The organism is Rhodobacter maritimus (assembly GCF_058747975.1).
The window spans coordinates 2,354,437-2,378,615 of record NZ_CM179095.1 but is presented as its reverse complement, the minus strand read 5'-3'; the positions used below and the strand labels follow the sequence as shown (position 1 = coordinate 2,378,615).

General features: G+C 64.7%; 23 protein-coding genes and 1 riboswitch. Of the genes, 14 read left to right on the top strand and 9 right to left on the bottom strand.

Annotated elements, in window-relative coordinates:
* Positions 1–36: 36 nt before the first annotated feature.
* From AC4PTO_RS12105 to AC4PTO_RS12095, 3 genes are read left to right on the top strand one after another with little or no spacing between them, the layout of a single operon-like run.
* Positions 37–558: a TRAP transporter small permease subunit gene (locus tag AC4PTO_RS12105; RefSeq protein ID WP_492728795.1), complete on the top strand. Its 522-nt coding sequence runs from the start codon at positions 37–39 to the stop codon at positions 556–558.
* Positions 555–1,844, top strand: a complete 1,290-nt coding sequence (locus AC4PTO_RS12100; RefSeq protein WP_492728794.1) for a TRAP transporter large permease — start codon at positions 555–557, stop codon at positions 1,842–1,844. Before AC4PTO_RS12105 ends, AC4PTO_RS12100 begins: the two co-directional genes overlap by 4 nt.
* Positions 1,845–1,872: 28 nt before the next feature.
* Positions 1,873–3,018 carry a CaiB/BaiF CoA transferase family protein gene (locus AC4PTO_RS12095; RefSeq protein ID WP_492728792.1) on the top strand — a complete coding sequence of 382 codons (1,146 nt, stop codon included), beginning with the start codon at positions 1,873–1,875 and terminating at the stop codon, positions 3,016–3,018.
* Between the two features lie 36 nt (positions 3,019–3,054).
* Here the strand turns inward: AC4PTO_RS12095 and AC4PTO_RS12090 are convergent, their stop codons facing one another.
* The gene (locus AC4PTO_RS12090; protein WP_492728791.1) at positions 3,055–3,525 is read right to left on the bottom strand and encodes an Lrp/AsnC family transcriptional regulator; all 471 of its coding nucleotides are present in this window, start codon (positions 3,523–3,525) and stop codon (positions 3,055–3,057) included.
* Between the two features lie 132 nt (positions 3,526–3,657).
* Between AC4PTO_RS12090 and AC4PTO_RS12085 the strand changes: the two genes are divergently transcribed.
* The 6 genes from AC4PTO_RS12085 (at position 3,658) to AC4PTO_RS12060 (ending at position 10,503) form a co-directional block, all read left to right on the top strand.
* Positions 3,658–3,927, top strand: a complete 270-nt coding sequence (locus tag AC4PTO_RS12085; protein ID WP_492728790.1) for a hypothetical protein — start codon at positions 3,658–3,660, stop codon at positions 3,925–3,927.
* Positions 3,924–5,177, top strand: coding sequence for a 3-methyl-2-oxobutanoate dehydrogenase (2-methylpropanoyl-transferring) subunit alpha (locus tag AC4PTO_RS12080; protein ID WP_492728789.1), 1,254 nt, complete (start codon positions 3,924–3,926; stop codon positions 5,175–5,177). The genes AC4PTO_RS12085 and AC4PTO_RS12080 overlap by 4 nt, the downstream gene beginning before the upstream one ends.
* A 3-nt stretch (positions 5,178–5,180) precedes the next feature.
* Positions 5,181–6,197: an alpha-ketoacid dehydrogenase subunit beta gene (locus AC4PTO_RS12075; RefSeq protein WP_492728788.1), complete on the top strand. Its 1,017-nt coding sequence runs from the start codon at positions 5,181–5,183 to the stop codon at positions 6,195–6,197.
* Between the two features lies 1 nt (position 6,198).
* Positions 6,199–7,452 (top strand): dihydrolipoamide acetyltransferase family protein, encoded by a 1,254-nt coding sequence (locus AC4PTO_RS12070; RefSeq protein WP_492728787.1) that lies wholly within the window; start codon positions 6,199–6,201, stop codon positions 7,450–7,452.
* Position 7,453: 1 nt separating this feature from the next.
* Entirely contained in the window at positions 7,454–8,842 is a 1,389-nt protein-coding gene (gene lpdA, locus AC4PTO_RS12065; protein WP_492728785.1) for a dihydrolipoyl dehydrogenase, read from the top strand.
* Positions 8,843–9,057: 215 nt separating this feature from the next.
* Positions 9,058–10,503: a cobyric acid synthase gene (locus AC4PTO_RS12060; RefSeq protein ID WP_492728784.1), complete on the top strand. Its 1,446-nt coding sequence runs from the start codon at positions 9,058–9,060 to the stop codon at positions 10,501–10,503.
* Between the two features lie 24 nt (positions 10,504–10,527).
* Here the strand turns inward: AC4PTO_RS12060 and AC4PTO_RS12055 are convergent, their stop codons facing one another.
* The 3 genes from AC4PTO_RS12055 to AC4PTO_RS12045 all read right to left on the bottom strand — a co-directional run bounded on the left by AC4PTO_RS12055 (position 10,528) and on the right by AC4PTO_RS12045 (position 14,087).
* Positions 10,528–11,598: an FAD-binding oxidoreductase gene (locus AC4PTO_RS12055; RefSeq protein WP_492728782.1), complete on the bottom strand. Its 1,071-nt coding sequence runs from the start codon at positions 11,596–11,598 to the stop codon at positions 10,528–10,530.
* Positions 11,599–11,602: 4 nt separating this feature from the next.
* Complete coding sequence (locus AC4PTO_RS12050) at positions 11,603–12,841, bottom strand: aromatic ring-hydroxylating oxygenase subunit alpha (RefSeq protein WP_492728780.1); 1,239 nt, start codon at positions 12,839–12,841, stop codon at positions 11,603–11,605.
* Positions 12,842–12,963: 122 nt separating this feature from the next.
* Positions 12,964–13,161, bottom strand: a riboswitch (cobalamin riboswitch).
* Positions 13,162–13,463: 302 nt separating this feature from the next.
* Positions 13,464–14,087: a hypothetical protein gene (locus AC4PTO_RS12045; protein ID WP_492733695.1), complete on the bottom strand. Its 624-nt coding sequence runs from the start codon at positions 14,085–14,087 to the stop codon at positions 13,464–13,466.
* Between AC4PTO_RS12045 and AC4PTO_RS12040 the strand changes: the two genes are divergently transcribed.
* A complete protein-coding gene (locus AC4PTO_RS12040) occupies positions 13,975–14,202 on the top strand; it encodes a DUF5681 domain-containing protein (RefSeq protein WP_492733612.1) in 228 nt (75 codons plus the stop codon). The two genes, AC4PTO_RS12045 and AC4PTO_RS12040, sit on opposite strands and share 113 nt — an antisense overlap.
* On the opposite strand, the gene AC4PTO_RS12035 is transcribed toward AC4PTO_RS12040, so the two are convergent.
* On the bottom strand, positions 14,155–14,490 hold the full coding sequence (locus AC4PTO_RS12035) for a hypothetical protein (protein ID WP_492733693.1): 336 nt from the start codon (positions 14,488–14,490) through the stop codon (positions 14,155–14,157). The two genes, AC4PTO_RS12040 and AC4PTO_RS12035, sit on opposite strands and share 48 nt — an antisense overlap.
* Before the next feature lie 131 nt (positions 14,491–14,621).
* On the opposite strand from AC4PTO_RS12035, the gene AC4PTO_RS12030 reads away from it, so the two are divergent.
* The 3 genes from AC4PTO_RS12030 to AC4PTO_RS12020 all read left to right on the top strand — a co-directional run bounded on the left by AC4PTO_RS12030 (position 14,622) and on the right by AC4PTO_RS12020 (position 19,892).
* Positions 14,622–15,971, top strand: a complete 1,350-nt coding sequence (locus tag AC4PTO_RS12030; protein ID WP_492728779.1) for a sigma-54-dependent transcriptional regulator — start codon at positions 14,622–14,624, stop codon at positions 15,969–15,971.
* Positions 15,972–16,039: 68 nt separating this feature from the next.
* Positions 16,040–17,926: a sensor histidine kinase gene (locus AC4PTO_RS12025; RefSeq protein WP_492728777.1), complete on the top strand. Its 1,887-nt coding sequence runs from the start codon at positions 16,040–16,042 to the stop codon at positions 17,924–17,926.
* A 244-nt stretch (positions 17,927–18,170) separates the two neighbouring features.
* Positions 18,171–19,892 carry an OFA family MFS transporter gene (locus tag AC4PTO_RS12020; protein ID WP_492728776.1) on the top strand — a complete coding sequence of 574 codons (1,722 nt, stop codon included), beginning with the start codon at positions 18,171–18,173 and terminating at the stop codon, positions 19,890–19,892.
* A 297-nt stretch (positions 19,893–20,189) separates the two neighbouring features.
* Here AC4PTO_RS12020 and AC4PTO_RS12015 read toward each other — a convergent pair whose 3' ends face one another.
* On the bottom strand, positions 20,190–20,939 hold the full coding sequence (locus AC4PTO_RS12015) for a hypothetical protein (RefSeq protein ID WP_492728774.1): 750 nt from the start codon (positions 20,937–20,939) through the stop codon (positions 20,190–20,192).
* Positions 20,940–21,028: 89 nt separating this feature from the next.
* Here AC4PTO_RS12015 and AC4PTO_RS12010 point away from each other — a divergent pair, with 89 nt between their 5' ends.
* Positions 21,029–21,574 (top strand): MarR family winged helix-turn-helix transcriptional regulator, encoded by a 546-nt coding sequence (locus tag AC4PTO_RS12010; RefSeq protein ID WP_492728772.1) that lies wholly within the window; start codon positions 21,029–21,031, stop codon positions 21,572–21,574.
* Positions 21,575–21,746: 172 nt separating this feature from the next.
* Here the strand turns inward: AC4PTO_RS12010 and AC4PTO_RS12005 are convergent, their stop codons facing one another.
* From AC4PTO_RS12005 to AC4PTO_RS11995, 3 genes are read right to left on the bottom strand one after another with little or no spacing between them, the layout of a single operon-like run.
* Positions 21,747–22,358 carry a DNA-3-methyladenine glycosylase I gene (locus tag AC4PTO_RS12005; protein WP_492728770.1) on the bottom strand — a complete coding sequence of 204 codons (612 nt, stop codon included), beginning with the start codon at positions 22,356–22,358 and terminating at the stop codon, positions 21,747–21,749.
* Positions 22,355–22,648 carry a YciI family protein gene (locus AC4PTO_RS12000; protein ID WP_492728768.1) on the bottom strand — a complete coding sequence of 98 codons (294 nt, stop codon included), beginning with the start codon at positions 22,646–22,648 and terminating at the stop codon, positions 22,355–22,357. Before AC4PTO_RS12000 ends, AC4PTO_RS12005 begins: the two co-directional genes overlap by 4 nt.
* Positions 22,639–23,238: a TetR/AcrR family transcriptional regulator gene (locus AC4PTO_RS11995; RefSeq protein ID WP_492728766.1), complete on the bottom strand. Its 600-nt coding sequence runs from the start codon at positions 23,236–23,238 to the stop codon at positions 22,639–22,641. The genes AC4PTO_RS12000 and AC4PTO_RS11995 overlap by 10 nt, the downstream gene beginning before the upstream one ends.
* Positions 23,239–24,179 lie beyond the last annotated feature (941 nt).

Here is a 24,179-nt window from a genome sequence, read left to right as displayed (position 1 = left end):
CCGACAGACGAGACCCGCCTGCCCGGAGGAGGAGCCATGCATCGCATTGTCGAAACCCTGAAATGGATCCAGAACACCATCATGGGGCTGTCCGCCCTGGCGCTTCTGTCCCTGCCGCTGATCACCGCCTATGACGTGACGCTGCGCTACGTGTTTCACGCGCCCACGATCTGGGCCACGGAAATCTCGATCTACCTTCTGCAATTCGCGGTGTTCATGACGCCCGGTGCCCTGCTTGTGAATGGCGATCATCTGCGCGTGACCTTCTGGATCGAGAACCGCACGGGCATGGTCCGCTGGTGGGCCGAGGTGGCGGTGGCGCTGGCCGTTCTGCCCTATGCCGCAGCGCTGATCTGGTTCGGAACCTCCTACGCGCAGCGCGCCTTCGATCGCGGGATGCTGTCGCCCACCTTGCTTCAGGTGCCGCTCTGGATCGTCTATGCGCTGATCCCGCTTGGGGGAGTCCTGCTTGTGCTGGGGGTGGGGTTGAAGATCGCCGCATTGTTGCGGGGCGACGAAGATGCCTCGGGCGGCCCTTCGCAGGAGGTGCAGGCATGATTTCGCTCTCAGTTGTTCTCATTCTTCTGGCCGTGCTGCTGATCTGCCTCGTCGCGGGCGTGCCGATTGCTATGTCGCTCGGGCTTGCGGGGGCGGCCACGATCATCGCGGCTTCGGGTGTGAGCTATCTGGTCCAGATCCCGCTGACGTTGCAACGCGCCTTGGCCGATCCGGTGATCCTTGCCGTGCCCATGTATATCCTGATGGGAGAGATCCTTTATCGCGGCCGGATCGGGCAGCAGCTTTTCGATGTCGCCAATGCCTGGGTCGGGCGGCTGCGCGGCGGCACCGGGGTTTCGGCGGTCACGGCCTTCACCTTCTTCGCGGCCATCGTCGGATCGTCCATGGCCTCGGTGCTGACCATCGGGCGCATCGCGCTGCCCGAGATGGAGAAGGTCGGCTATCCGAAACGGCTCAGCTACGGGCTGTCGGTCGTTGGCGGATCGCTCGGGATCCTGATCCCGCCCTCGATCCCGCTGATCCTTTACGCCTCGCTGGCCGAGGTGTCGCCGGCCGACCTGTTCATCGCGGGGATTCTGCCGGGCCTGCTGATCGCGGCGCTTCTGGCGGTCTGGGCGATGATCGCCTCGCCCCGCGTTCCGGCAGGAAGCGGGGGGCGCTGGTCGGCGGGGCATGCGCTGCGCATCACGCTGCGTGCATTGCCCGACCTGTCGCTGCCGGTGATCGTTCTGGGCGGGATCTATGCCGGGATCTACACCCCGACCGAGGCTGCCGGGGTCGGCGTTGTGCTGGCGCTTCTGCTGACGCTGGTGGTGCGCCGCAGCCTGCGCCTGTCGGACATGCCCGCCGTGCTGATCGCGGCCACGCGCCATTCGGCGGCGCTTCTTGCGATCGTCTGCGGTGCGCTGGTGCTGGGCTCGGCCCTGACGCTGATCGGCCTGCCGCAGCAGCTTGCGCGTACCGTGTCGGAGGCCGACGTTCCGCCATGGGTCGTGCTGCTGATCATCAACGTCATCTGGATCATCCTTGGCTGCTTCCTCGAGGTCATCTCGATCATCCTGATCACCGTGCCGGTCTTCATTCCGATCGCCATGGCGCTTGGCTTCGATCCCGTCTGGTTCGGGATCATGATGGTGATCAACATGGAGCTTGCGGTGATCACGCCGCCCCTGGGGATGAACCTTTTCGCCCTCAAGGCGATCCTGCCGCACGAACGTATCGAGACGATCATCCGCGCCGCCCTGCCGTCGCTGGCCATCGTGCTCGGGGTGCTGGCGCTGGTCTGGATCTTCCCCGACATCGCGCTGGTTCTGGTCGGGTCCTGAGCCCGCCCGAATATTGGAAGGAAAAGACATGAGTGAGAGTGAAGCCACAGGCGGGCCCCGCCCCGAGCAACCGCTGGCAGGGCTGCGCGTGGTCGAGATCGGGCATTCGGTGGCCGCGCCCTTCTGCGGCCAGATCCTTGCCGATCTGGGGGCCGAGGTGATCAAGGTGGAAAACCCCGATGGCGGTGATGATGCGCGCCACTGGGGGCCTCCGTTCATCGGCGATACTGCGGCCACGTTCCACGCGCTCAACCGCAACAAAAGCTCGCGCAGCGTCGATCTGAAGGACGAAAAGGGCCGCGCCGAGCTGATCGAGCTGATCGGGACAAGCGATGCGGTGGTGCAGAATATGCGCCCCGGCCTGGTCGAGCGTTACGGGCTGGGCGCGGATGTGCTTTGCGCGCGCTTTCCGCAGCTGATCTATTGCAACCTCGGCGCCTTTGGCGAGGTCGGTCCGCTGGCATCCCATACCGGCTACGACCCGCTGATCCAGGCCTTCAGCGGCATCATGGCCGTCACCGGCGAGGCCGGGCGCCCGCCAGTGCGGGTGGGGCCCTCGATCATCGACCAGGGCAGCGGCATGTGGTGCGTGATCGGGATCCTGTCGGCGCTGATCGGGCGGGCGCGCACGGGACGGGGCTGCCGCGTCGACACCTCGTTGTTCGAAACCGGGCTAAGCTGGATGACCGTGCCGGTGGGTAACGCCATCGCCTCGGGGCGCGAGCCGGGCAAGAGCGGCTCGGAAACGCCGATGCTTGCGCCCTATCGCGCGTTTCAGGCGGCGGACCGGGCGATCATCATCGCGGCGGGCAACAACAACCTGTTCCGCCGGCTGGTCACGACGCTTGGCCATCCCGAATGGGCCGATGATCCGCGCTTCGTCAGCAATGCCGACAGGGTGGCCAACCGGGGCACGCTGAATGCGCTGATCGAAGAGGTGGTGGCGACGCAGCCCTCGGCGTACTGGATGGCGGCGCTGGACAAGGTGGGCGTGCCCTGCGCGCCGGTGCATCAGGTCTCCGAAGTGCTGGCCCATCCGCAGACCGAGGCGCTTGGTATCCGGCTGGACGGGGGTGACCCCGAGATCGGGCTGATCGCAACGCCGCTGCGTTTTGACGGACACCGCCCGCAACTGCGCAGCCTTGCGCCCGGCCTGGGGCGGCCTGCGCAATAGCGCCACGGGGCGCGCGCCCGCCACCGCCTTGCGGTGCTATTGCGGCACCGGCGCCCCGCTTTGTTTCAGACAGCGCAGCGTAAAGCTTGAGCGGGAATGGCGGATGCCCGGAACGTGATACAGCTTGTTGCGCAGGAATTCCTCGTATCCGCGCGTTCCGGCCACCGCGACCTTGAGGAAGTAGTCGTATTCCCCCGTCGTCAGATAGACCTCGAGCACCTCGGGGATATTTGCCATCGCGCGGCCGAATTCGGCCAGCGTCGCCTCGTCATGGCGGTCGAGCGTGACCTCGATGATGACGGTTTCGGCATAGCCCAGCATCGCCCGATCCAGGATCGCGCTGTAGCCGCGGATGAAGCCTTCGTTCTCCAGGCGGCGGGTGCGCTGCCAGCAGGGGCTGGGGGAAAGGCCGACCTCTTCGGCAAGCTGGTTGTTGCTCAGCCGTCCGTCGCGCGCCAGGGCGCGCAGGATTCGGCGGTCGATCTGATCGAGCTTTCTTTCCTGCATGGATGATACTTCCGGGTATTGGCGAATTGGCAAAAGATAAATCCAGTAAGATCGAAAAACGGCAAAAAGAAAACAGAAATTTCTGCGGCGTTTCCAGCATGATCTTGCAAGGGCAGGAGAGGAGGGCCACCCGTGCATTACGCGTCGTTCACATCCGAAACGCCGCTCGATCATCTGCAACGCCTGCTCGATGAGCTGCGCCGGGGCGGGTTCGAGCTGTGCAGCCTGTCGCTTGCGCCGGATGGCGGGGCGGCAGCCCCGGCCGCCGCAATCCGGGTGGGGTTCGCGCCGGGCGGACCGGTGGCGTGCCACACGCTGCTGGAACGCCTCGCGCGGTTGCCGGGCGTGCGGGAACTGGATGGCGGCCTGCCGCGTTTACCGGAATCAGGAGGCTTCGCATGACCAGACCGCAGGCCGAAACCGGCACCCCGCTATCGCTGACCATCCCCGAACCCGAGGTCCGCCCCGGCGAGACACCGGATTTCTCGCATGTGTCAATCCCGCGCGCGGGCACCGTGCGCCGCCCCGAAACCGACGCCGCCCCCGACGAGATCCGCGACCTTGCCTTCACCATCATCCGCGTCCTCAACCGCGAGGGGCAGGCCGTCGGGCCATGGGCCGAGGGGCTGGACCTGGGCGATGCCGACCTGCTGGCGGGGCTGCGCCACATGATGGTGCTGCGCGCCTATGATGCGCGCATGCTGATCGCGCAGCGCCAGCAGAAGACCTCGTTCTACATGCAGCATCTGGGCGAAGAGGCGATCTCCTGCGCGTTTCAGCGCGCGCTTGCGCCGGGGGACATGAATTTCCCCACCTACCGGCAGGCGGGGCTGCTGATCGCGGCGGGCTATCCGCTGCGCAAGATGATGGCGCAGGTCTATTCCAATGCCGAGGACCCGGTGCGCGGGCGGCAACTGCCGGTGTTCTATTCCTCGAAGGAACACGGCTTCTTCTCGATCTCGGGAAACCTTGCCACGCAATATATCCAGGCCGTCGGCTGGGCGATGGGCTCGGCCATTTCCGGGGATGACAAGATCGCGGCGGCCTGGATCGGCGACGGCTCCACGGCGGAAAGCGATTTTCACGCGGCGCTCGTCTTTGCCTCGACCTACAAGGCGCCGGTGATCCTGAACATCGTCAACAATCAATGGGCGATTTCCACCTTTCAGGGCATCGCGCGGGGCGGGGCGGGCACCTTCGCGGCGCGGGGGCTGGGCTTCGGCATCCCGGCGCTTCGGGTCGACGGGAACGATTATCTTGCGGTGCTGGCGGCGGGCCGCTGGGCGGCCGAAAGGGCGCGGCGCAACCTGGGCCCTACGCTGATCGAATATGTCACCTATCGCGCGGGCGGGCATTCGACCTCGGACGATCCGACGGCCTATCGCCCGGCCGAGGAAAGCAAGGCCTGGCCACTGGGCGACCCGGTGCTGCGGCTGCGCAACCACCTGATCGCGCGCGGCATCTGGAGCGAGGAACGCCACGTCCAGGCCGAGGCCGAAATCCTGGCCGAGGTCAGCGCCGAGCAGAAACAGGCCGAGGCGGTGGGCACGCTGCATCACGGTCAGCGCCCGAGCCCGCGCGACATGTTCGATGATGTCTATGCCGAAATGCCGCCGCATCTTTTGCGGCAGCGCCACGAAGCGGGGTTCTGAGCGATGGCACGCATGACCATGATCGAGGCGATCCGCGACGCGCTCGATATCGCGATGGGGCGGGATTCGCGCGTCATCGTCTTCGGCGAGGATGTGGGCTATTTTGGCGGCGTCTTTCGCTGCACGGCCGGGTTGCAGCGCAAATACGGCCCGACGCGCTGTTTCGACACGCCGATTTCCGAACTGGGCATCGTCGGCGCGGGGATCGGCATGGCGGCCTACGGGCTGCGCCCGGTGGTCGAGATCCAGTTCGCCGATTACATGTATCCCGCCTATGACCAGATCGTGTCCGAGGCCGCGCGGCTGCGCTATCGCTCGGCGGGGGAGTTCACCTGCCCGATGGTGGTGCGGATGCCCTCGGGCGGCGGCATTTTCGGCGCGCAGACCCACAGCCAGAGCCCCGAGGCGCTGTTCACCCATGTCACGGGGCTGAAAACCGTGGTGCCCTCCAGCCCGCGCGCGGCCAAGGGGCTGCTGATGGCCGCGATCGAAGACCCCGACCCGGTGATCTTTCTCGAACCCAAGCGGCTTTATAACGGCCCCTTCGACGGGTATCACGACCGCCCCGTCACGGCCTGGAAGAACCATCCCCTGGGCGAGGTGCCCGAGGGGCATTTCACGCTTCCCCTGGGGCGCGCCGAGATCGCCCGTCCGGGGCGGTCGGTCACGGTGCTGGCCTATGGCACGATGGTCCATGTGGCCCAAAGCGGTGCCGACGCGGCCGGGATCGACGCCGAGGTGATCGATCTGCAAACCCTTCTGCCGCTTGACCTTGAGACCGTCACCGCCTCGGTCCGCAAAACGGGGCGCTGCCTTGTGCTGCACGAGGCCACGCTGACCTCGGGCTTCGGGGCAGAGCTGGCCGCACTGGTTCAGGCCGAATGCTTCTATCACCTCGAGGCGCCGGTGGCGCGTGTCGCGGGCTGGGACACGCCTTATCCGCATGTTCACGAATGGCAGTATTTCCCCGGTCCCGCGCGCGTGACCGAGGCCCTGCGCGCGCTGTTGGAGGAGGTCTGAGATGGGCGTTCACTCGATCCGCATGCCCGATATCGGAGAGGGCATCGCCGAGGCCGAAATCGCCGAATGGCTGGTGGAGATCGGCGATACCGTGCTGGAGGATGCGCCCCTTGCCGCGGTGATGACCGACAAGGCGACGGTCGAGATCCCCGCGCCGGTCTCGGGCAGGGTGCTGTGGCGCGCGGGCGCGCCGGGCGATGTGATCGCGGTCGGGGCGGAACTGATCCGGCTTGAGGTCGAGGGCGCGGGCAACAGCGCAGAGGGCGATCCCGCCCCGCCTGAAACCGCGCCCGCCCCGCCTCCGTCTGCCGAGGCCGAAACGCCGCCCGCCGCGGAGCCAGCCGCGAACCCCGCGGCGCCCACGGCCCCTGTGCCCCATGTCCCGCTGCGCCCCGAGGGCGAGCGCCCGCTGGCGCCGCCTTCGGTGCGCGCCCGCGCCCGCGCCGCGGGGGTCGACCTGCGGCTTCTGCGCGGGTCGGGGCCGGCCGGGCGGATCCGCCATGCCGATCTTGATGCCTTCATCGCCTCGGGCGGGTTGCCCGCACCCGCGGGGCCGCAGCCCGATACCAGCACCGAAGAGATCCGCGTAATCGGCCTGCGCCGCAAGATCGCCGCGCGGATGCACGCGGCGGGATCGGTTCCGCAGATCACCATCGTGGAAGAGGTCGACGCGACCGCGCTGGAGGATCTGCGCGGCCGGATGAACGACGAGGGGCGCGGGCGGCTTACGCTTTTGCCCTTCATCGCGCGGGCCATGGTGCGCGCGCTGCGCGAACAGCCGATGCTCAACGCCCATTACGATGCCGAAGCCGGGATCGTGCGGCGCTTCGGTGCAATCCATATCGGCATCGCCGCGCAGACGCCCGACGGCCTTGTGGTGCCGGTGCTGCGCCATGCCGAGGCGATGGGCCTGCGCGAAACCGGGGCCGAGATCGCGCGGCTTGCGCAGGCGGCGAAGGACGGCCGCGCCACGCGCGAGGAGCTGGGCGGATCGACCGTCACGATCACCTCGCTCGGCCCGCTCGGGGCGCTTGCGACGACGCCGATCCTGAACCTGCCCGAGGTTGCGATCGTGGGGGTTAACCGGCTGGCGCTGCGCCCCTTCTGGAACGGCACCGCGTTCGAGCCGCGCAAGATGATGAACCTGTCATGCAGCTTCGACCACCGGGTGATCGACGGCTGGGACGCGGCGGTCTTCGTGGCGCGGCTGAAGACGCTGCTGGAAGCCCCGGCGCTGATTTTCGTGGAGGCCTGAGGTGCGCGAGATTTCCTGCAAGCTTCTGGTCATTGGGGCGGGGCCGGGCGGTTACGTCTGCGCGATCCGCGCGGGGCAGCTTGGGGTGGATACGGTGGTGGTCGATCCCGCGCCGCCGGGCGGCACCTGCCTGAACGTGGGCTGCATCCCCTCGAAGGCGCTGATCCACGCGGCCGATGAATACCACCTTCTGGCCCGGCGCAGCGCGGCCCCGGCGATGGGGATCTCGGCCGGGGGGGCGATGCTGGATTTTCCCGCGCTCCAGGCATGGAAGGACGGGATCGTAGGGCACCTGACCGGTGGGGTCACGACGCTTTTGCGCAAGGCCGGGGTGCGGCTGATCCGGGGCACGGCGCAGTTGCGCGACGGCAAGACCGCCGTGGTCGACACCCCCGAAGGGCCGGTGATGATCCATGCCGGGGCGCTGGTTCTGGCCACGGGGTCTACGCCGGTGGAACTGCCCGCGCTGCCCTTCGGCGGGGCGGTGCTGTCCTCGACCGAGGCGCTTGCGCTGCCCGCGCCGCCGGCCAGCCTTGCGGTGATCGGTGGGGGCTATATCGGGCTGGAACTGGGCACGGCCTTTGCCAAGCTTGGCGCGCGCGTGACGGTAATCGAGGCCGCGCCGCGCATCCTGCCGCAGTATGACGCGGAACTGACGCGCCCCGTCGCGCGGCGGCTTCAGGCGCTTGGGGTTCGCGTGGTGACGGGGGCGCGCGCGGGCGGGCTGTCGGAAACCGGCGCGCTGCGCATCGCAACCGGCGACGGGGCCGAGGATATCGCGGCCGAGAAGATCCTTGTCACGGCCGGGCGGCACCCGCGCACGCAGGCCGCCGGGATCGAGGGCCTGCGGCTGGAGATGGCGGGGCCCTTTCTGCGCATCGACGACCGCTGCCGGACCTCGATGAACGGGGTCTATGCGATCGGCGATCTGACGGGAGAGCCGATGCTGGCCCATCGCGCCATGGCGCAGGGCGAGATGGTGGCCGGGATCGTCGCGGGCGGCCCGCAGCGATGGGACCACCGCGCGATCCCCGCCATCTGCTTCACCGACCCCGAGATCGTCTCGTCCGGTCTTCTGCCCGAGGCCGCCGCGCAGGCCGGGCACAAGGTCACCACCGGGCTTTTCCCCTTTGCCGCGAATGGCCGCGCGATGACCGGCGCGGATGAGGACGGCTTCGTCCGCGTCGTCGCCCGCGCCGATACGCACGAAATCCTTGGCATTCAGGCCGTGGGGGCAGGCGTGTCCGAAATGGCGGGCGGATTTGCCCTGGCGCTCGAGATGGGCGCGCGGCTTGAGGATGTGGCAGGCACGATCCACGCCCACCCGACCCGCGCCGAGGCACTGCACGAGGCCTGCCTACGCGCCCTTGGCCATGCGCTGCATATCTGAGTTGGGCCGGCATGCCACCCGCTGCCTATCGCGTTTCCACGCGGCTTGGCTTAGAGGGAAAGCGGATGCCGGCGTCGGCAATGCCAGCCCGCCAACCTGCCAGGGAGTGCTGCCCAGATGATCGACGAAATCCGCATCTGCGGGGAAGGCGGCCGGGGGAAACATGCCGAGCCTGCGGCCCGGATCGCGCCGGGTTTCCACGGAAGGGGCCGGCCATGCGCACGGTGATGATTCAGGGAACCGGCTCGAATGTGGGCAAGTCGATGCTGGTGGCGGGGCTGTGCCGCGCGGCGCGGCTGCGCGGCCTCGGCGTTTTGCCGTTCAAGCCGCAGAATATGTCCAACAATGCCGCCGTGACCGAGGACGGGGGCGAGATCGGTCGCGCGCAGGCGCTTCAGGCCCTGGCGGCGGGCGTGGCGCCGCATACCGACATGAACCCGGTCCTGCTGAAGCCCGAAACCGACATGGGGGCGCAGGTGGTGGTGCAGGGGCGGCGCCTGACCAGCACGCAGGCGGCCGATTACCGGCTGCTCAGGCCCCGGCTGATGGCGGCGGTGATGGAAAGCTATCAGCGGCTGCGGGCGCGGGCGGATCTGGTGATCGTCGAAGGCGCGGGAAGCCCGGCCGAGGTGAACCTGCGCCGGGCCGACATCGCCAATATGGGTTTTGCCGTCGCGGCCGATGTGCCCGTCATCCTGGCCGGCGATATCGACCGGGGCGGGGTGATTGCGCAGATCGTGGGCACGCAGGCCATCCTCGATGCGCGGGACGCCGCGATGATCGAGGGCTTTCTGGTCAACAAGTTCCGCGGCGATCCGCGGCTTTTCGACGATGGCTATGCGCTGATCGGCGCGCGCACCGGCTGGCGCGGCTTCGGCGTGGTGCCGTGGTTCGCCGATGCCGGGCGCCTTCCGGCCGAGGATGCACTGGACCTGAGCGATAACGGGCGCGGCAGCGGGGTGAAGATCGCCTGCCTCGCGCTGTCGCGGATTGCGAATTTCGACGATCTCGATCCGCTTCGGCAGGAACCGGGCGTGACGGTGGAAATGGTCCTGCCCGGCCGCGCCATTCCGGGCGATGCGCGTCTGGTGATCATCCCCGGCTCGAAATCGACGCGCGGCGATCTGGCCTTTCTGCGCGCGCAGGGATGGGATGTCGATCTGGCCGCGCATCGGCGGCGCGGCGGGCATGTCCTTGGCATCTGCGGCGGCTATCAGATCCTTGGCCGGACGCTGCGCGACCCCGAAGGGATCGAGGGGCCGGCGGGCGAGGATGCGGGCCTTGGCCTGCTTGCGGTCGACACGGTGATGACGCCCGACAAGCGCCTGACCGAACGCCGCGTCACCCATTGCGCCAGCGGGCTGAGCGTCTCGGGCTATGAAATCCACATCGGCCGGACCGACGGCCCCGATTGCGCGCGCCCCTTCGCCATGGCCGGGGCGCGGGCCGAAGGGGCGGTGTCGGCGGACGGGCGCGTGACGGGCAGCTATCTGCACGGCATGTTCACCGACGATGCCTTCCGCGCGGCCTTCCTGCGGGGCTTGGGTGCCACGGCCTCCGGGCTGGCCTATTCCGAAGGGATCGAGCAGGTGCTTGATGCGCTTGCCGCGCATCTCGAGGCGCATCTGGACGTGCCGGGCCTTCTGGCGCTTGCGCGCTGAGGGCCCGGCAGGCCGGTCCGGGGATCAGACCTCGACGGTCACTTTCCCGATCGGGTTCGCGCAGCAGGCAAGGATCCAGCCCTCGGCCACGTCCTCGTCGCTGATGCCGCCGTTATGGACCATGTGGACCTCGCCCGCGGTCTTGCGCACCTTGCAGGTGCCGCAGAGCCCGAAGGTGCAGCCCGACGGGACGTTCAGCCCCGCCCCCTTGGCCACCGCCAGAACGGTGTCGGTTTCCGCACAGCGCGCCGAGACGCCGCTTGCGGCAAAGACGATCTCGGCGCGGGTGTCGGCATCGGGCACCACGTCGTCGATCTCGATCGCCTCGGCCTCGGTCCTGACGGGCGCGCCGAAGCTTTCCTGATGGTAATGCTCCATGTCGAAGCCAAGCGCGTTGAGCATGTCGCGCACGGCCTGCATGAAGGGCTCGGGTCCGCAGCAGAACACCTCGCGCTCAAGGTAATCGGGCGCCATCAGGCCCAGCATGATCTGGTTCAGCCGCCCCTGAAACCCATACCAGGTGCGGAAGGGGTCGGGCTCTTCGACGGTGAAGCGCAACTCCAGGCCCGGCACGCGGTTGGCGAACTGTTCCAGCCGTTCGCGGAAGATGATTTCTGACGGGCGGCGGGCGGCATGGACGAAGATGATGTCGGGCATCTCACCCGAATCCCAGGCCCATGTCGTCATCGACATCATCGGCGTGATGCCCGACCCGGCCGAGATGAACAGGTATTTCCGCGCCGGGTGACGATGCGCGCTGAAGATGCCGTTCGGGCCATAGGCCTTGATCCGCATCCCCGGCTTCAAGTGGTCCAGCATCCAGCGCGTGCCGATGCTGTCGGCCTGCGCCTTGACCGTCACCGAAAGCGACAGCGGCCGCGACGGGCTGGACGAGATCGTGTAGGTGCGCTGGACGTTCCCGCCCGGAACCGGCAGGTCCAGCGTCACGAACTGTCCGGGCTGATAGTCGAACCACGCGCCCGAAGGCGCGCGGAAGGTGAAGGTTGCGGTATCGCCGGCCTCGGGCACCACCATGGCGCATTCCAGCTGCTCGGTATCGGACCAGGGCTTGGCTATCCAGTTGAGCTGCGGCATGGGCTTACTCCGCCGCCTGAACGGGCTGGGACGCAAGGCGCCCGGCCATCACCGCGCAATACCAGTCCGTGAACTGGATCACGCCCTCCTCCTGAAGGGGCGAATAGGGGCCCGGCTCATAGGCGGGCGAGCGGATCCCGGCCTGGTTTTCCTCGACGACCTGGCGGTCCTCGTCATTGGTGGCAAGCCAGACTTCGGTCAGGGTCTTGAGGTCGTAATCCACCCCTTCCGTGGCCTCCTTGTTTACCAGCCAGAAGGTCGTGACCTCGGTCTCGGTGGGGCTGACGGGCAGCATGCGGAATACGATGGCGTGATCGGCCAGGAAGTGGTTCCAGGTGTTGGGGTAGTGGAACATCAGCAGGCTGCCCGCGTCGTTGAACGGCATCTGCCCCATCCGTCTGGAAACCGCGGCCTTCGTGCTCATCGTGTAGCTTTCGGCATTGTTGAGCAGCGGGATGCGCGCCAGCCGCCACTGCATCTGCGGATGGTTCACGAAGCGCGAGGGCAGGCCCGCCGCCTCGCAGCGCTGCCAGTGGGCAAGGATGTCCGGGCTGGCCGAGTTCGGCCCGTCCATCGCCGTCATCTTGGGATTGTCCGAATAGGTCCGGCACAGCGAGGGATGCGCCCCGCCGCAGTGATAGCATTCGCGGTTGTTCTCGATCACCAGTTTCCAGTTGCCGTTCTCGATGATGGTCGAGGTGAAGGCCACCTTCGCATCCGCCAGCCCCGAGGGCGCCAGATAGGCCCCGGCGGCCTTGGCCAGTTCGGCGATCGGGGGCGGCACCTCGGCCAGGCAGATATAGATGATGCCCGACAGATCGACGCAATGGACCTTTTTCAGCCCGTATTTCGAGGCGTCGAACCCGTCGCCCATGTCGCGGGCAAAGAGAAGCTTGCCGTCCAGCTCATAGGTCCACTGGTGATAGGGACAGACAAGCTTGGGCGCGTTCCCCGACACCTTGGAGCACAGGCGCTGCCCGCGGTGGCGGCAGACATTGTGGAAGGCGCGGATCCGCCCGTCGCCGCCCTTGACCACGATCACCGGATAGGCGCCGACCTGAACGGTCTGGTAATCGCCGGCCTTCTGCAAGGCGCAGGCGGGCAGGGCGAACAGCCACTCCCGATACCAGACATGTTCCAGGTCGGCCTGATAGACGCCCGGATCGCAATAGAGATTGCGCGAAAGGGAGAAGCTCTTTTGCCGCGCGGCAAGTTCGGCGGCGATCTGGTTCTGGCTCAGCATCTTTGTCCTCGCTGGTCCGTGCCTCCCCGCACGGGTGATCTTCGTGAAACGGCGAACTCGGGAAATACCGGGCGTGCAAGGCCAGGCCCGGCACGCACGCATCGCCCGCCGCCCACCGCGGCCTGATGTCTTTCTGCAAGGCTGGTTTCCGGGCTGCGGGATCGGTCCGTCGACCAAAGGCGCGACGCCTTCCCGGGGGGGTGCCCCCAGTGGCCTGATGTCGCGCCCCTTCCCGTTACCGTTGCGGGGGCAGCGCCGGGTTTGCACCGGCTTCCCAATTCTCCGCCGTTCCCAGCGGCACCTTGCAACGCCAGACTTAATCGGGATTCGAAATATACCTTTTATGGTTGCGACCTGATGTCGCCATATTTCGACAAGTCGACAGATCGCTTTCCGAAAACAAGCCTCCGACTGCAGTACGGGCCACGAACAGAGCCGCGCATGCACCGATCAGGACGGGTGGGGTCCAGCAAAATTCATGAGTTAAGGGGAGATGGTGGTGGTCGCGGTTCCTTCAGATCCCCCCCTCTGCCGCCCTCGTTCCTGTTTGCAAAGAACTTACAGGGGAATCGGCGTGTTTCGAGCGGCAGAGTTGATTCCTGCCCAGGTTAACGGCGTCATTTCAATGTGCTGAGTGGAAAGTGTCTGCGTGTGACAACAGGGAAAGGGTCAGGAGAAAATAAGCGGACAGGGAACGCACACTTGACGGCTTGGCGGCAGTTTCGGTCTTCTTTTCACGGCGATGTCTGTGATGAAGAAGATGTTGCTGCCGCGAGTGAACAAGACAAAACGCGATGAACTTGAGGCGCTCTGGCGGGCGTATATCCGGGGCAGGCGTGACAGCACGTTGACGCAAAGGGAATACTGCGAGGCGCTCGGGTTGCCGCTGAAGCGATTCGGGAGTTGGCGGGCAAAGTTCAAACACGAGGATCCGTGGCTGACTTGTAAGCTGCTCGGGCGATGCGGCGGGGCCTCTGAACATATGAGCAGTGACGAACATCGCTACATTTCGTCCGCGCGGGTCGAACAAGAACAGTGGTCGCCGGAACTTCGGGATGGCGGACAAGCGGCGGATTGTCAAAGAGAGCCGCAGCCCCGGCTCAAGCGTGTCTGGTGCCGCGAAGAAGTACGAGATAGGTATCCTTGATGAAGCCTGCCGGACGATCCCTGTCAGGTACGGGGACCGCTCGATCACCGTGCCGATGGCGCAGGTCATCATCCGCTCGTTGGCGGTCAACACTGCCAAGGGTCAGCATCGGTCGCAGCGGCTTTTGGCCAAACTTCTTTTGTCAACGGAACGTGCCAGCCCGGCGCTAGATGACGCATGCCATGCAACGGCCATTACCTACAATACGGAGTGAGGCGCCGAACTTCATGTTGGCGCCCGGCGCCGCATCGCCGACCTGCCGGTCCCACTCTGCTTTCTCGTCCTTCTTGCAAGGGCCGACAATCCTTGCAGTGCCCTTTTGTATGTCGATGATAATCTGATCAGGATGGGGGAGCAGGTCCGGCAGGTCGGCGACGCCGGGCACCGACTGGTCGGCCGCAAAAGGCCGGGGGGCGGTAGTGGCGCGTGCGGTGTACTTTACTGATCTGTCGTGGAAATGCGCGGGCCGCTCGCTGGCAGATGCGTGACTGCCCAGAGACATCACGGGCGCCGCTGGTTTCGAAGGCAGCGGCGCAGAACGATACAGGCGCGGGGCTCGCCGACTTGCCAATCGCCCTTTTGCTGCGCTTGATGGGGCGAACGGAATCAGGTCAGACATGGGACAAGAGGGTGATGACGCGATCCAACCAGCGGGATGATCTTCTTGCGGGCGCGCGTATCCTTGTCGTGGATGACGAACCCGGCATGCGACATTTCCTGGTCAAGACGCTAGCCCCGCTTTGTCGGGCCGTGGATGAGGCGCCCGACGCCGCAAAGGCAGAGCGCCTGTTGTCCTTTCGCCAATACGACATCTTGGTGCTGGACAACATCATGCCCGGCCAGAAGGGCCTCGACTGGCTGCACGCGCAGCGCGAAGGCGGCGGTTTTACCGACACGATCATGATCACCGCCTATGCCGACCTTCAGACCGCCATCGAGGCGTTGCGTGCGGGGGTGTCCGATTTCCTGGTCAAGCCCTTCCGCTCGAACCAGATCCTGAACGCGCTGCGACGTTGCCTAGAAATGGCGGCCCTGCGACGAGAGAATTTTCTGCTGCGGCGCGAGCTTGAAACGGCCGCGCAAGGCACGCGGCGCAGGGAACTGATCGGATCTTCAGAGGTCATCACCGAGGTGCGGCGTCTTCTGGAAAGGGTCGCACCTCTGTCGACACCGGTGTTGATCATGGGGCCGTCCGGGTCCGGCAAGGAGGTTGCCGCGCGTCACATCCATAGCCATTCAGGGCGCGGCAGTGCGCCCTTCGTGCCGATCCAGTGTGGTGCGATTCCCGAGGACATGATCGAATTCGAACTTTTCGGTCATACCGCAGGCGCCTTCCCGGGTGCGCAATCCGGGCGCGAGGGGCTGTTGGCCTCGGCATCGGGCGGGACCGTATTTCTGGACGATGTCAGCGAGTTGGCGACCAATGCGCAGACCGCGCTATTGCGGGTGCTTGAGGATGGGGTGATCCGCCCGGTCGGCACGGAGCGCGATGTGCAACTCGATCTGCGCTTCGTGATTGCATCTACCGGCGCGCTGGACGAGGCCGTGCGCGAGGGCCGGTTCCGAGAGGACCTTCTATTCCGGCTCAACGTGATCGAAATCGAGATGCCGCCGCTCAAGGACCGGGGAACCGACCTTTTGGACCTGGCGGACCTGTTTCAGACGGAGATCTCTGCCGCACTGAACCTGCCACAGCTCGAAATGCCCCCTGCCGTTCGGTCAGCCATGCTGCGCCATGACTGGCCGGGCAATATCCGCGAGTTGCACAATTTCGTGGAACGGGCGTTGATCTTTGGTCGTTTTCCCGTTGAAACCCTCGGCGAAATCCGCCCGGCCCAGGACATTACCCCGCTGGAGGAAACCGAGAAGCGCGAGATCTTGCGCGCGCTTGAGGCAATGGACGGAAACCGGACGGAAGCCGCCCGCAGGCTGGGGATTTCGCGCAAGACCATCGATCGCAAATGCGCGGCCTGGGGCCTCTGACGGTGTCGCGGCTGGCGGCCTTCCTCGGTTCCGTGCGGGTTCGACTTCTCGTCATTGCGCTTATGCCGATGCTTGTTTTGCTGCCGGTGCTTCTGGGCGGGACGATGTGGCGCTGGTCGAACAAGGTAGACGACATCCTTGTGAACAAGGTCACGGGCGACCTGACCATCGCCGACCAGTATCTTGCCCGCCTGGTCGAATTGTCGGGCGAACAGATCGATGCCGTCGCCCGCTCCGTCGCTATGCAGGACGCACTTGGCACGGGTGTCACGGCGGCCTTCCTGGAGCGCGAGCGGGACCGGCTGGGGCTCGATTTCCTGCGGATCGAGACGGCCGCGCCGACGGCGCAGCACTGGCCGGTGATTGCAGCGGCGCTGACCGGCAGCCTGCTCAGCGCGGTGGACGTGCTGGAGGCCGCCGATCTGGAGGCCCTGTCGCCGGGGCTGGCCGAACAGGCCGAGATCCCGCTCGTTCTGACCCGTGCCGCCGTGCCGACAGATCGGACGATGGAAACGCGCGGCATGATCATCCATTCCGCCGCCCCGCTGACGCTGCCCGATGGTCGTGCCGCGGCGCTGGTCGGCGGGGTTCTGCTGAACCGCAATCTCGATTTCATCGACACGATCAATGCCCTTGTCTATCGCGAACAAAGCCTGCCCGAAGGCAGCCAGGGCACGGCGACGCTGTTTCTTGAGGATGTGCGCGTGTCGACCAACGTGCGCCTGTTCGAGAACGTCCGCGCCCTCGGCACCCGCGTGTCTGCCGAGGTGCGGGCGCAAGTGCTGGATGAGGGCCGAGTGTGGCTCGACCGCGCCTTCGTCGTCAACGACTGGTACATCTCGGCCTATGAACCGATCCATGACAGTTTCGGCGAACGGGTCGGAATGCTCTATGTAGGCTTTCTCGAAACTCCGTTCCGCAATGCCAAGCGCAGTTCGGTCCTTATACTTGGCGGGGCTTTCGTTTTGATCGCGCTGGCCTCGGTCCCGGTCTTCCTGCGCTGGGCCGGTCATATCTTTCGCCCGCTCGAGGCGATGACACGGACCATTACCAAGGTCGAGGCGGGGGATCTTGCCGCGCGCAACAACCCGCCCGATGTCGGCGACGAAATCGCCCAGGTCGCGGGTCACCTCGACAACCTGCTGGACCGTCTCCAGGCCCGCGACCGGGAGTTGCGTGACTGGGCCGAAAGCCTCGAAGCCCGCGTCGCGGAACGCACCAGCGACCTTCAGGCCGCCAACCAGCGGCTGGAACGCACGACCGAACGTCTCATCATTTCCGAGAAATTGGCCGCGGTGGGCGAGATCACGGCCTCGGTCGCGCATGAAATCAACAACCCGGTTGCGGTGATCCAGGGTAATCTCGACCTGGCGCGCAGCACCCTGGGCCCTGAGGTCGACGCCGTGGCAGAGGAATTCCGCCTGATCGACGACCAGATCTACCGGATCGGCGTCATCGTCTCGAAACTTCTGCAATTCGCCCGGCCTGAGGAATATTCCGGCGTCCGTAACCTGATTGTCCCCGGCGAGGTCGTCCGCGACTGCCTTGTTCTGACCCGGCATCAAGCCGAGGCCGCAGGCATCACCTGTGCGCCAGCCTTCGAGAGCGCTGCGGCCGTCAGAATGTCGCGGACCGAGTTGCAGCAGGTCGTCGTCAACCTGATCCTCAACGCAATTCACGCCATGCCTGGCGGCGGCACGCTGACCGTGGCTACCGCGGACCGCGAGGCCTGCGTCGTGATTACGGTGGCGGACACGGGCACCGGAATCGCGCCGGATGTGCTGCCGCGCATCTTCGACCCCTTCTTCACCACCAAACAGGCGCAGGGCACCGGACTGGGCCTATCGATCTCTCAACAGATCGTCATCCAGGCCGGCGGGCGTATCACCGTCTCCTCGACCCCCGGCCGGGGCAGCCGGTTCGAGGTTTCCCTGCCAATCGCCGAAAACACCTGATCCGGACAAAATGACCCGGTTTGCCCCCTTGTGCGACCGATGGCCGGACAAAATGTCCCGTTTTGGCTGTATCAAGGGCGGTTTCGTGGCCAAAGTGTCCGTCTAAGCCGTTGTTTTAATTATATATTTATCTTGACTTTGCAAGACCTCGTGTTCCTTTCTGCGGCATGGCATGCGGTCGCATGCCGCCAATCGGGCCCGCGGTAGGAGGCCGCCGTCCGGATCGGAAAGGGAGGTTAGAACAATGAGCAACGCATCTGGCGGTGCGCTGGGGTTCCTACACAAGAGCCACATCGTCGCCGAACCCGGCTTCAACCGCTGGCGGGTTCCGCCGGCATCCATCGCGATCCATCTGTGCATCGGTTCGGTCTACGCGTGGTCCGTCTTCAACCCGCCGCTGACCCGCGAACTGGGCGTCGTGGCATCAAGTGCCGACGACTGGAGCCTCAGTTCCGTAGTCTGGATCTTCTCAGTGGCCATCGTTTTTCTCGGCCTCGCCGCAGCTTTCGCGGGCAAGTGGCTTGAAGAAGTTGGTCCGCGCATGGTTGGTGTCGTGGCCGCGTTCCTTTGGGGCGGCGGGTTCATCATCGGCTCCTTCGGGATTTCCATGCATCAGCTCTGGCTGATCTATTTGGGCTATGGTGTGCTTGGCGGCTGTGGCCTGGGCCTTGGCTACGTGTCTCCCGTTTCCACCCTGATCCGATGGTTCCCGGACCGGCGTGGCATGGCGACCGGTATGGCCATCATGGGCTTTGGCGGCGGCGCGATGATCGCGGCCCCGGTCAAGGGGTGGCTGCTGAACGTGTTTCAACAGGCGCCCGATTTCCTTGGGGCGCAGGACACGGTTGCCACCGTGGTCGAGAACGGCCGCGTCTTCGCGGAGACCGCCGCCGGGAAGGTCGAGGTCGTGATCGCCTCTGCCGCTCAGGCTGCGAGCTTCGGTGGAGAGGCGGGGGTCTACGTCGTCGGCACCGGCGCAACGGGCGCGGCGCAGACCTTCCTCACGCTCGGCGTGGTCTATTTCGTGGTCATGATCCTTGCCGCGTTCCAGTATCGCGTCCCGGCCGAGGGCTGGAAACCCGTCGGCTGGACCCCCAAGCCCGTCGCCTCGGGCATGGTCAGCGAGAACGACGTCCATATCGACCAGGCGCTCAAGACGCCACAGTTCTGGCAGATGTGGGTCATGCTCTGCTTCAACGTGACCGCCGGCATCGGCGTGATCGGGGTTGCCAAGACGATGATGTCGGAGATCTTCGGCTCGGTCATGCCACTGGTGGTCACGGCCGCCTTCGCCTCGACCTACGTGCTGATGATTTCGGTCTTCAACATGGTGGGGCGGTTCTTCTGGGCATCAACCTCGGATTTCATCGGGCGCAAGGCGACCTACATGTGCTTCTTCGTGCTTGGTACAATCCTTTATCTGTCGATTCCCTATTTCGCCTCGGCCGTGGCCACAAACCCGGCGATGATCTATCTGATCGGCTTCTACGCCGCGACGATGATTATCTTCTCGATGTATGGCGGTGGTTTTGCGACGATTCCGGCCTACCTGGCCGACATGTTCGGCACCATGCATGTGGGCGGCATCCACGGGCGGCTTCTGACCGCATGGTCCACAGCCGGCGTGCTTGGGCCGCTCGCGATCACGTCGCTGCGGCAGATGTCCGTGACCTCGGCCATCAATGACCTGGCGGGAAAGGTGGATGCAGCGGCCTTCGCCGAGAAGTTCGGCGCGCCCATTGCGCAGCTTCAGGAACTGGTGGCGGCCAAGACCGTGACCATCGCCAAGCTGATGGAGATCGCGCCCGAGGGCACGATCGACCCGACCCCTTCGCTATACAACACCACCATGTATTGCATGGCAGCGTTGCTTGTCGTGGCTTTCTTCGCGAACCTCTTCATGCGTCCGGTGAAAGAACACCACCACCATGATGAGCCCGAGCTTCAGGCAGTTCCGGTGGAGTAGGGAGGCAAGCGGGGCGCCATCCAGCGCCCCGCTTCCGATTTCCGCGACCGACCGGCCTGGCGAAGATGCACCTGTCCACCCTGTATGCGGCGGCGTCTTTTTCTTAGACGACCCGCAGATCCTTTCGGGTGTCGGGGTCTATTTGTGTCACCCCGACAGCCACATGGGCCAGTAGTTGCGCGAGGTCCTGGTCCGCGTGCCGCGTGTCTGTGAGCAAGGCCGACAGCCAGGTCCCGGCCTTCTCGCTCTTCTTTCTGGGTGGGGCGCTTCGCAAACGGAGCGCCCCACTCGGGAGGATCAGTCGATCTCACCGGGCAGGCTCAGATCGCCCGACGCGATGTCGAACACATCCGTCACGCAAAGCAGCGGCGCGTGGATGTTTTCATTCACGCGAAGGGCTGCGGTGACACCATCATAACCGGCACCAACCACCTGCTCGGGGTTGGCAAAGGGCACGGTGACGGTGATTTCCGGCCCGTCGAACAGCGGCGTGTAGCCCGGGCTATCGATGAAGATTGGCAGCCCCGGCCATGTCGCGGGCATGGCCGGCGTCGCGCCGTCGGGAATGTCCCGTACACCAAGCGCGCCGTTGCCACAGGCCTCGGTCGGCGTCAGCACTACCCAGTGGCTGTGCCAGAGCCGTCCATCATTCGCAGGATCACCATCACCGCTTTCGTCGAACAAAGGAGTGTCATCGAAATCCGGATGGCTTGTCGCAGCAAGCGCGAGGATGCCGGTATTGCCTTCGAAGCCGACAGTCGCGGGGTCCAGTGAGGTGGGCCAGACATAAGACAACACCGGCGCGCCGCCGAGGGTTCCGACCGGTTTCGGCTGTTCGTTGCCGGCGACGCCGTTCGTGGTCATGTGGAACGTCACAAGACGCCCGTCCCGATGGGCATGGGCGGCGAGGATGTCGAAGGCCGCGATCTTGGAGGTGTCGGTCGCTGAAACGATTGCACCATCCTTATGGATGGCATTGGTCTCGTCAGCCAAAGCGCTGCCGGCCAGCAGAAGGGCGCCGGCATATGTCAGAAGGGATCGGGTCATGGAAGCCTCCATTTTGAATATTAATAGCGAGTCGATAACATTTAGTCGATATCGTTGCAATAATAATATTGAGTCGCTATTAATCGCGCATGATCAAGCCAGAACAAATCCGCGCACTCATTAGTCGGCTCGCACGTTTGGATGCCGCTGAAACTTGGGAAGATGCTCTGAACCCCACGCAGGTAGCGGCGCTGGAGTATTTGACGCGTGCCAACCGGTTTTCGCGCGCGCCGTCGCATGTGGCCGACTATCTGGGCACGACACGGGGGACGATGTCGCAAACGCTGAAGTCGTTGGAGCGCAAAGGCTACGTGATCGAACGCCGGTCCGAGAAAGACAGACGCTCGATCTCTTATGATCCGACCGAAGGGGGGCGGATTCTTGCGGCGCGTCGACATTCTTTGGTAGATGCGGTCCGCGCGTTGCCGGACGCGGCGCGGATCCATCTCGGTGACAGTCTCGCTGCTCTTCTAGAATGCCAGCTGCAAGCAAATGGCGGGCGTCCATTCGGTATCTGCCGCACATGCGCCCATTATCGCACCACGCGAGACGGTTCCTATTGCGCACTTTTGTCGCTTCCACTTCTGCCCGAAGATACCGACCAGATTTGCCATGAGCACGTGATGCCTGCCTGACGGCCGACATTTGTTTGATTGCAGCATCGGTCAAGAGAGGCTCGTTCGCGGCCCTCTTCGCAGCGCAGGATGCGCCAGAAATCAACCTTTTCTTTCACCGGTCAAAACGGCCATTTCCAGCAAATAGACTTTCACAGAGGGTGTATTCCGCTCCGCGGGACAACGCCGCCGTTCAGCTTTTGCCGGGGCGGTGAAATGCGTTTCGCACCTTGTCGACTTCCGAGCGGATCACGCAGCCCTCTGCATGGTCGTTTACCAGTCCCATGGCTTGCATGAAGGCATAAACCGTTGTGGGCCCGACGAATTTCCAACCCCTCTTGCGCAGATCCTTCGCCAGCTTCTCGGAGGCTGGGGAGGTGGAGCGGCTTTGCGGTTCTGCCTCCTCTCGTTCTGGCTCGAACCGCCAGAGAAAGGCTGCCAATGATCCCTCGGTCTCAATCAGTTCGCAGGCGCGACGGGCGTTGTTGACGACAGCTTCGATCTTTCCACGGTGACGAACGATGCCGGGGTTTGCCATCAACCGTTCTACATCGGCCTCATCGAACAGCGCGACTTTGCGGAAATCGAAGCCCTTAAACGCATCGCGGAAATTCTCGCGCTTGGCGAGAATTGTGCGCCAGCTCAGACCCGACTGGAAACTTTCTAGGCAGATTTTTTCGAACAGCCGGATGTCGTCTGCAACTGGAAACCCCCATTCATGATCGTGGTAGGCGAAAAACTCCGGCGCGGCAGCGCACCAGCGGCAACGCGGACGACCGTCGGGGCCGGGGACGGTTCCACTCATGCCGATGCCCTGAGGAAGTCTAGCGCAGCCACCGTTCGCTTCGGATCGAACTCGTGTGTTTCGGCCACAACGATACCTTGTGCCACGAACGGGTCGGCAGCGATGCGGACCTCATGCTCGGCACGGCTTTCTCCGGTGGCGAGGATCGCCCCTCCGGCCGCGGGCTTAAGCGAACCGACGCACAGGAATGCGCCATCGGCAAAGCCCCGTGCGATCCAGTCGTTATGAGCCGTCATGAATTCCGGCGCTGCGGCCCGGTTCTCTGAGAATTTCAGGAAAGTTATGTACATTGGCGCTCCATTTCGGCGGGGGACAGGTCCGGCAAGTTTGCGAGCCAGTTTTCTATTCTGGAAACCTCGGTCTGGATGAAGGCTTCGTCGCGGAAGGCAATGGCCATTACCGCAACACCCTGGGACCACGACAGGATATGCATTGCCAGTTGCCCAGCACGGTCGCCAGCGCCAAGCATCCGAAACTGCACGGTGAGCCAATCGCGAAACAAGCCAAAGATTTCGGCCGCGCGCCCCTGTGCAACATGATCGAGCTTGGCAAGCTCGGTGCAGAGTGTGCCGACAGGGCAACCGAAGGCCATGATTTTCGACCGATTGGCGATCAGCATTTGAATGAAGGACAGAATGCGGTCGTGCGGATTGGCACCATCGGCTTGCCATGCGTCCAACATGGCGCGGGTCCGTATCATGCGGCGCTGGACCACTGCATCCAGAATGTCATCCTTGGTCTTGAAGTGGTGGTAGAAATTGCCGCGCGATATACCCACGGCAGCAGCGATCTCGGCGAAGGAGGTTGCTTCGTATCCACCTTCATAGAATAGAGTGTCCGCTTTTTCGACGATCAGGTCGCGCGTAGTTGGTACAGGCATGTTAGGTCATTTGTCCTAGTTGCCATCAAGGTCTAGGACAATTGACCTAGATCGTCAATGCGGAGCGTTGTGAAAGGCCTGGCCGCGGTCTTGCAGCACTGCGGCGGTCGGAATGATCAACCTTACGCGGCACCTTCCGACGCTGACGGTGCTGCCTGAACGCTATTGGAACCACGTGTCGAAGCCGGACCAACCAGACGATAGACGGAAGGTCGACGGCTTTTCGGCTGGCCCTTAGGAGAGTGTCGTTCGAGAGACCATAATAAGGTGCCTTGCAGATCTTGGCTGGCGGAAATCTGCTTCGGCCGTCGCTGGCGTTCGTTCTGAATCAATCGCCAGTGCGCCGGAGCGGGCCGCGAAGGACTCATCCGCCCTCTCAGGCGCGAGGGGCATGGAAACCTTTAGTCTACGGATCAATCTCGTGCGGTTCCTCGACCAGCCCGAAGGATCCGGCGCCTCGTCCCTCCTGTCGATGTACTGATCACGCTGCAGCGCGACGCTGGATATCTTTGATGGCAGGGTGAGTTCCATTGCCGAACTCACGGAGCGGGAGCAGCTCTGTCCTGGCGCCATTAGCCGCATCCTGCCACTGGTCTGGCTCGCACCAGACATCGCAAGTGCAATCCTCGAAGGCCGCCAGCCGGTTGATCTAACGGCAAAGGTGTTGCGTGATCTGCCGGAACTCCCGCTCGGCAGGTCTGATCAGCGCCGCGTCCTCGGATTCCCTGCCACGTGAGCCTCAGCACAAACCACCGAGAGATATCACACGCTATCCGTCCGCAGAGGCTTTGCGCGGAGATTGCCCGTTCACCCCCCTCCCTACAGGGACCAAACCTTGCCGAACCCTCGACCTTGTGTACCGCAAGGTGCGGAAACCACGGCACAATACCGCCCGCAGCAATATCCGGGTGTGATAAGGGGGGAGAGTGTGATAAGGGGGG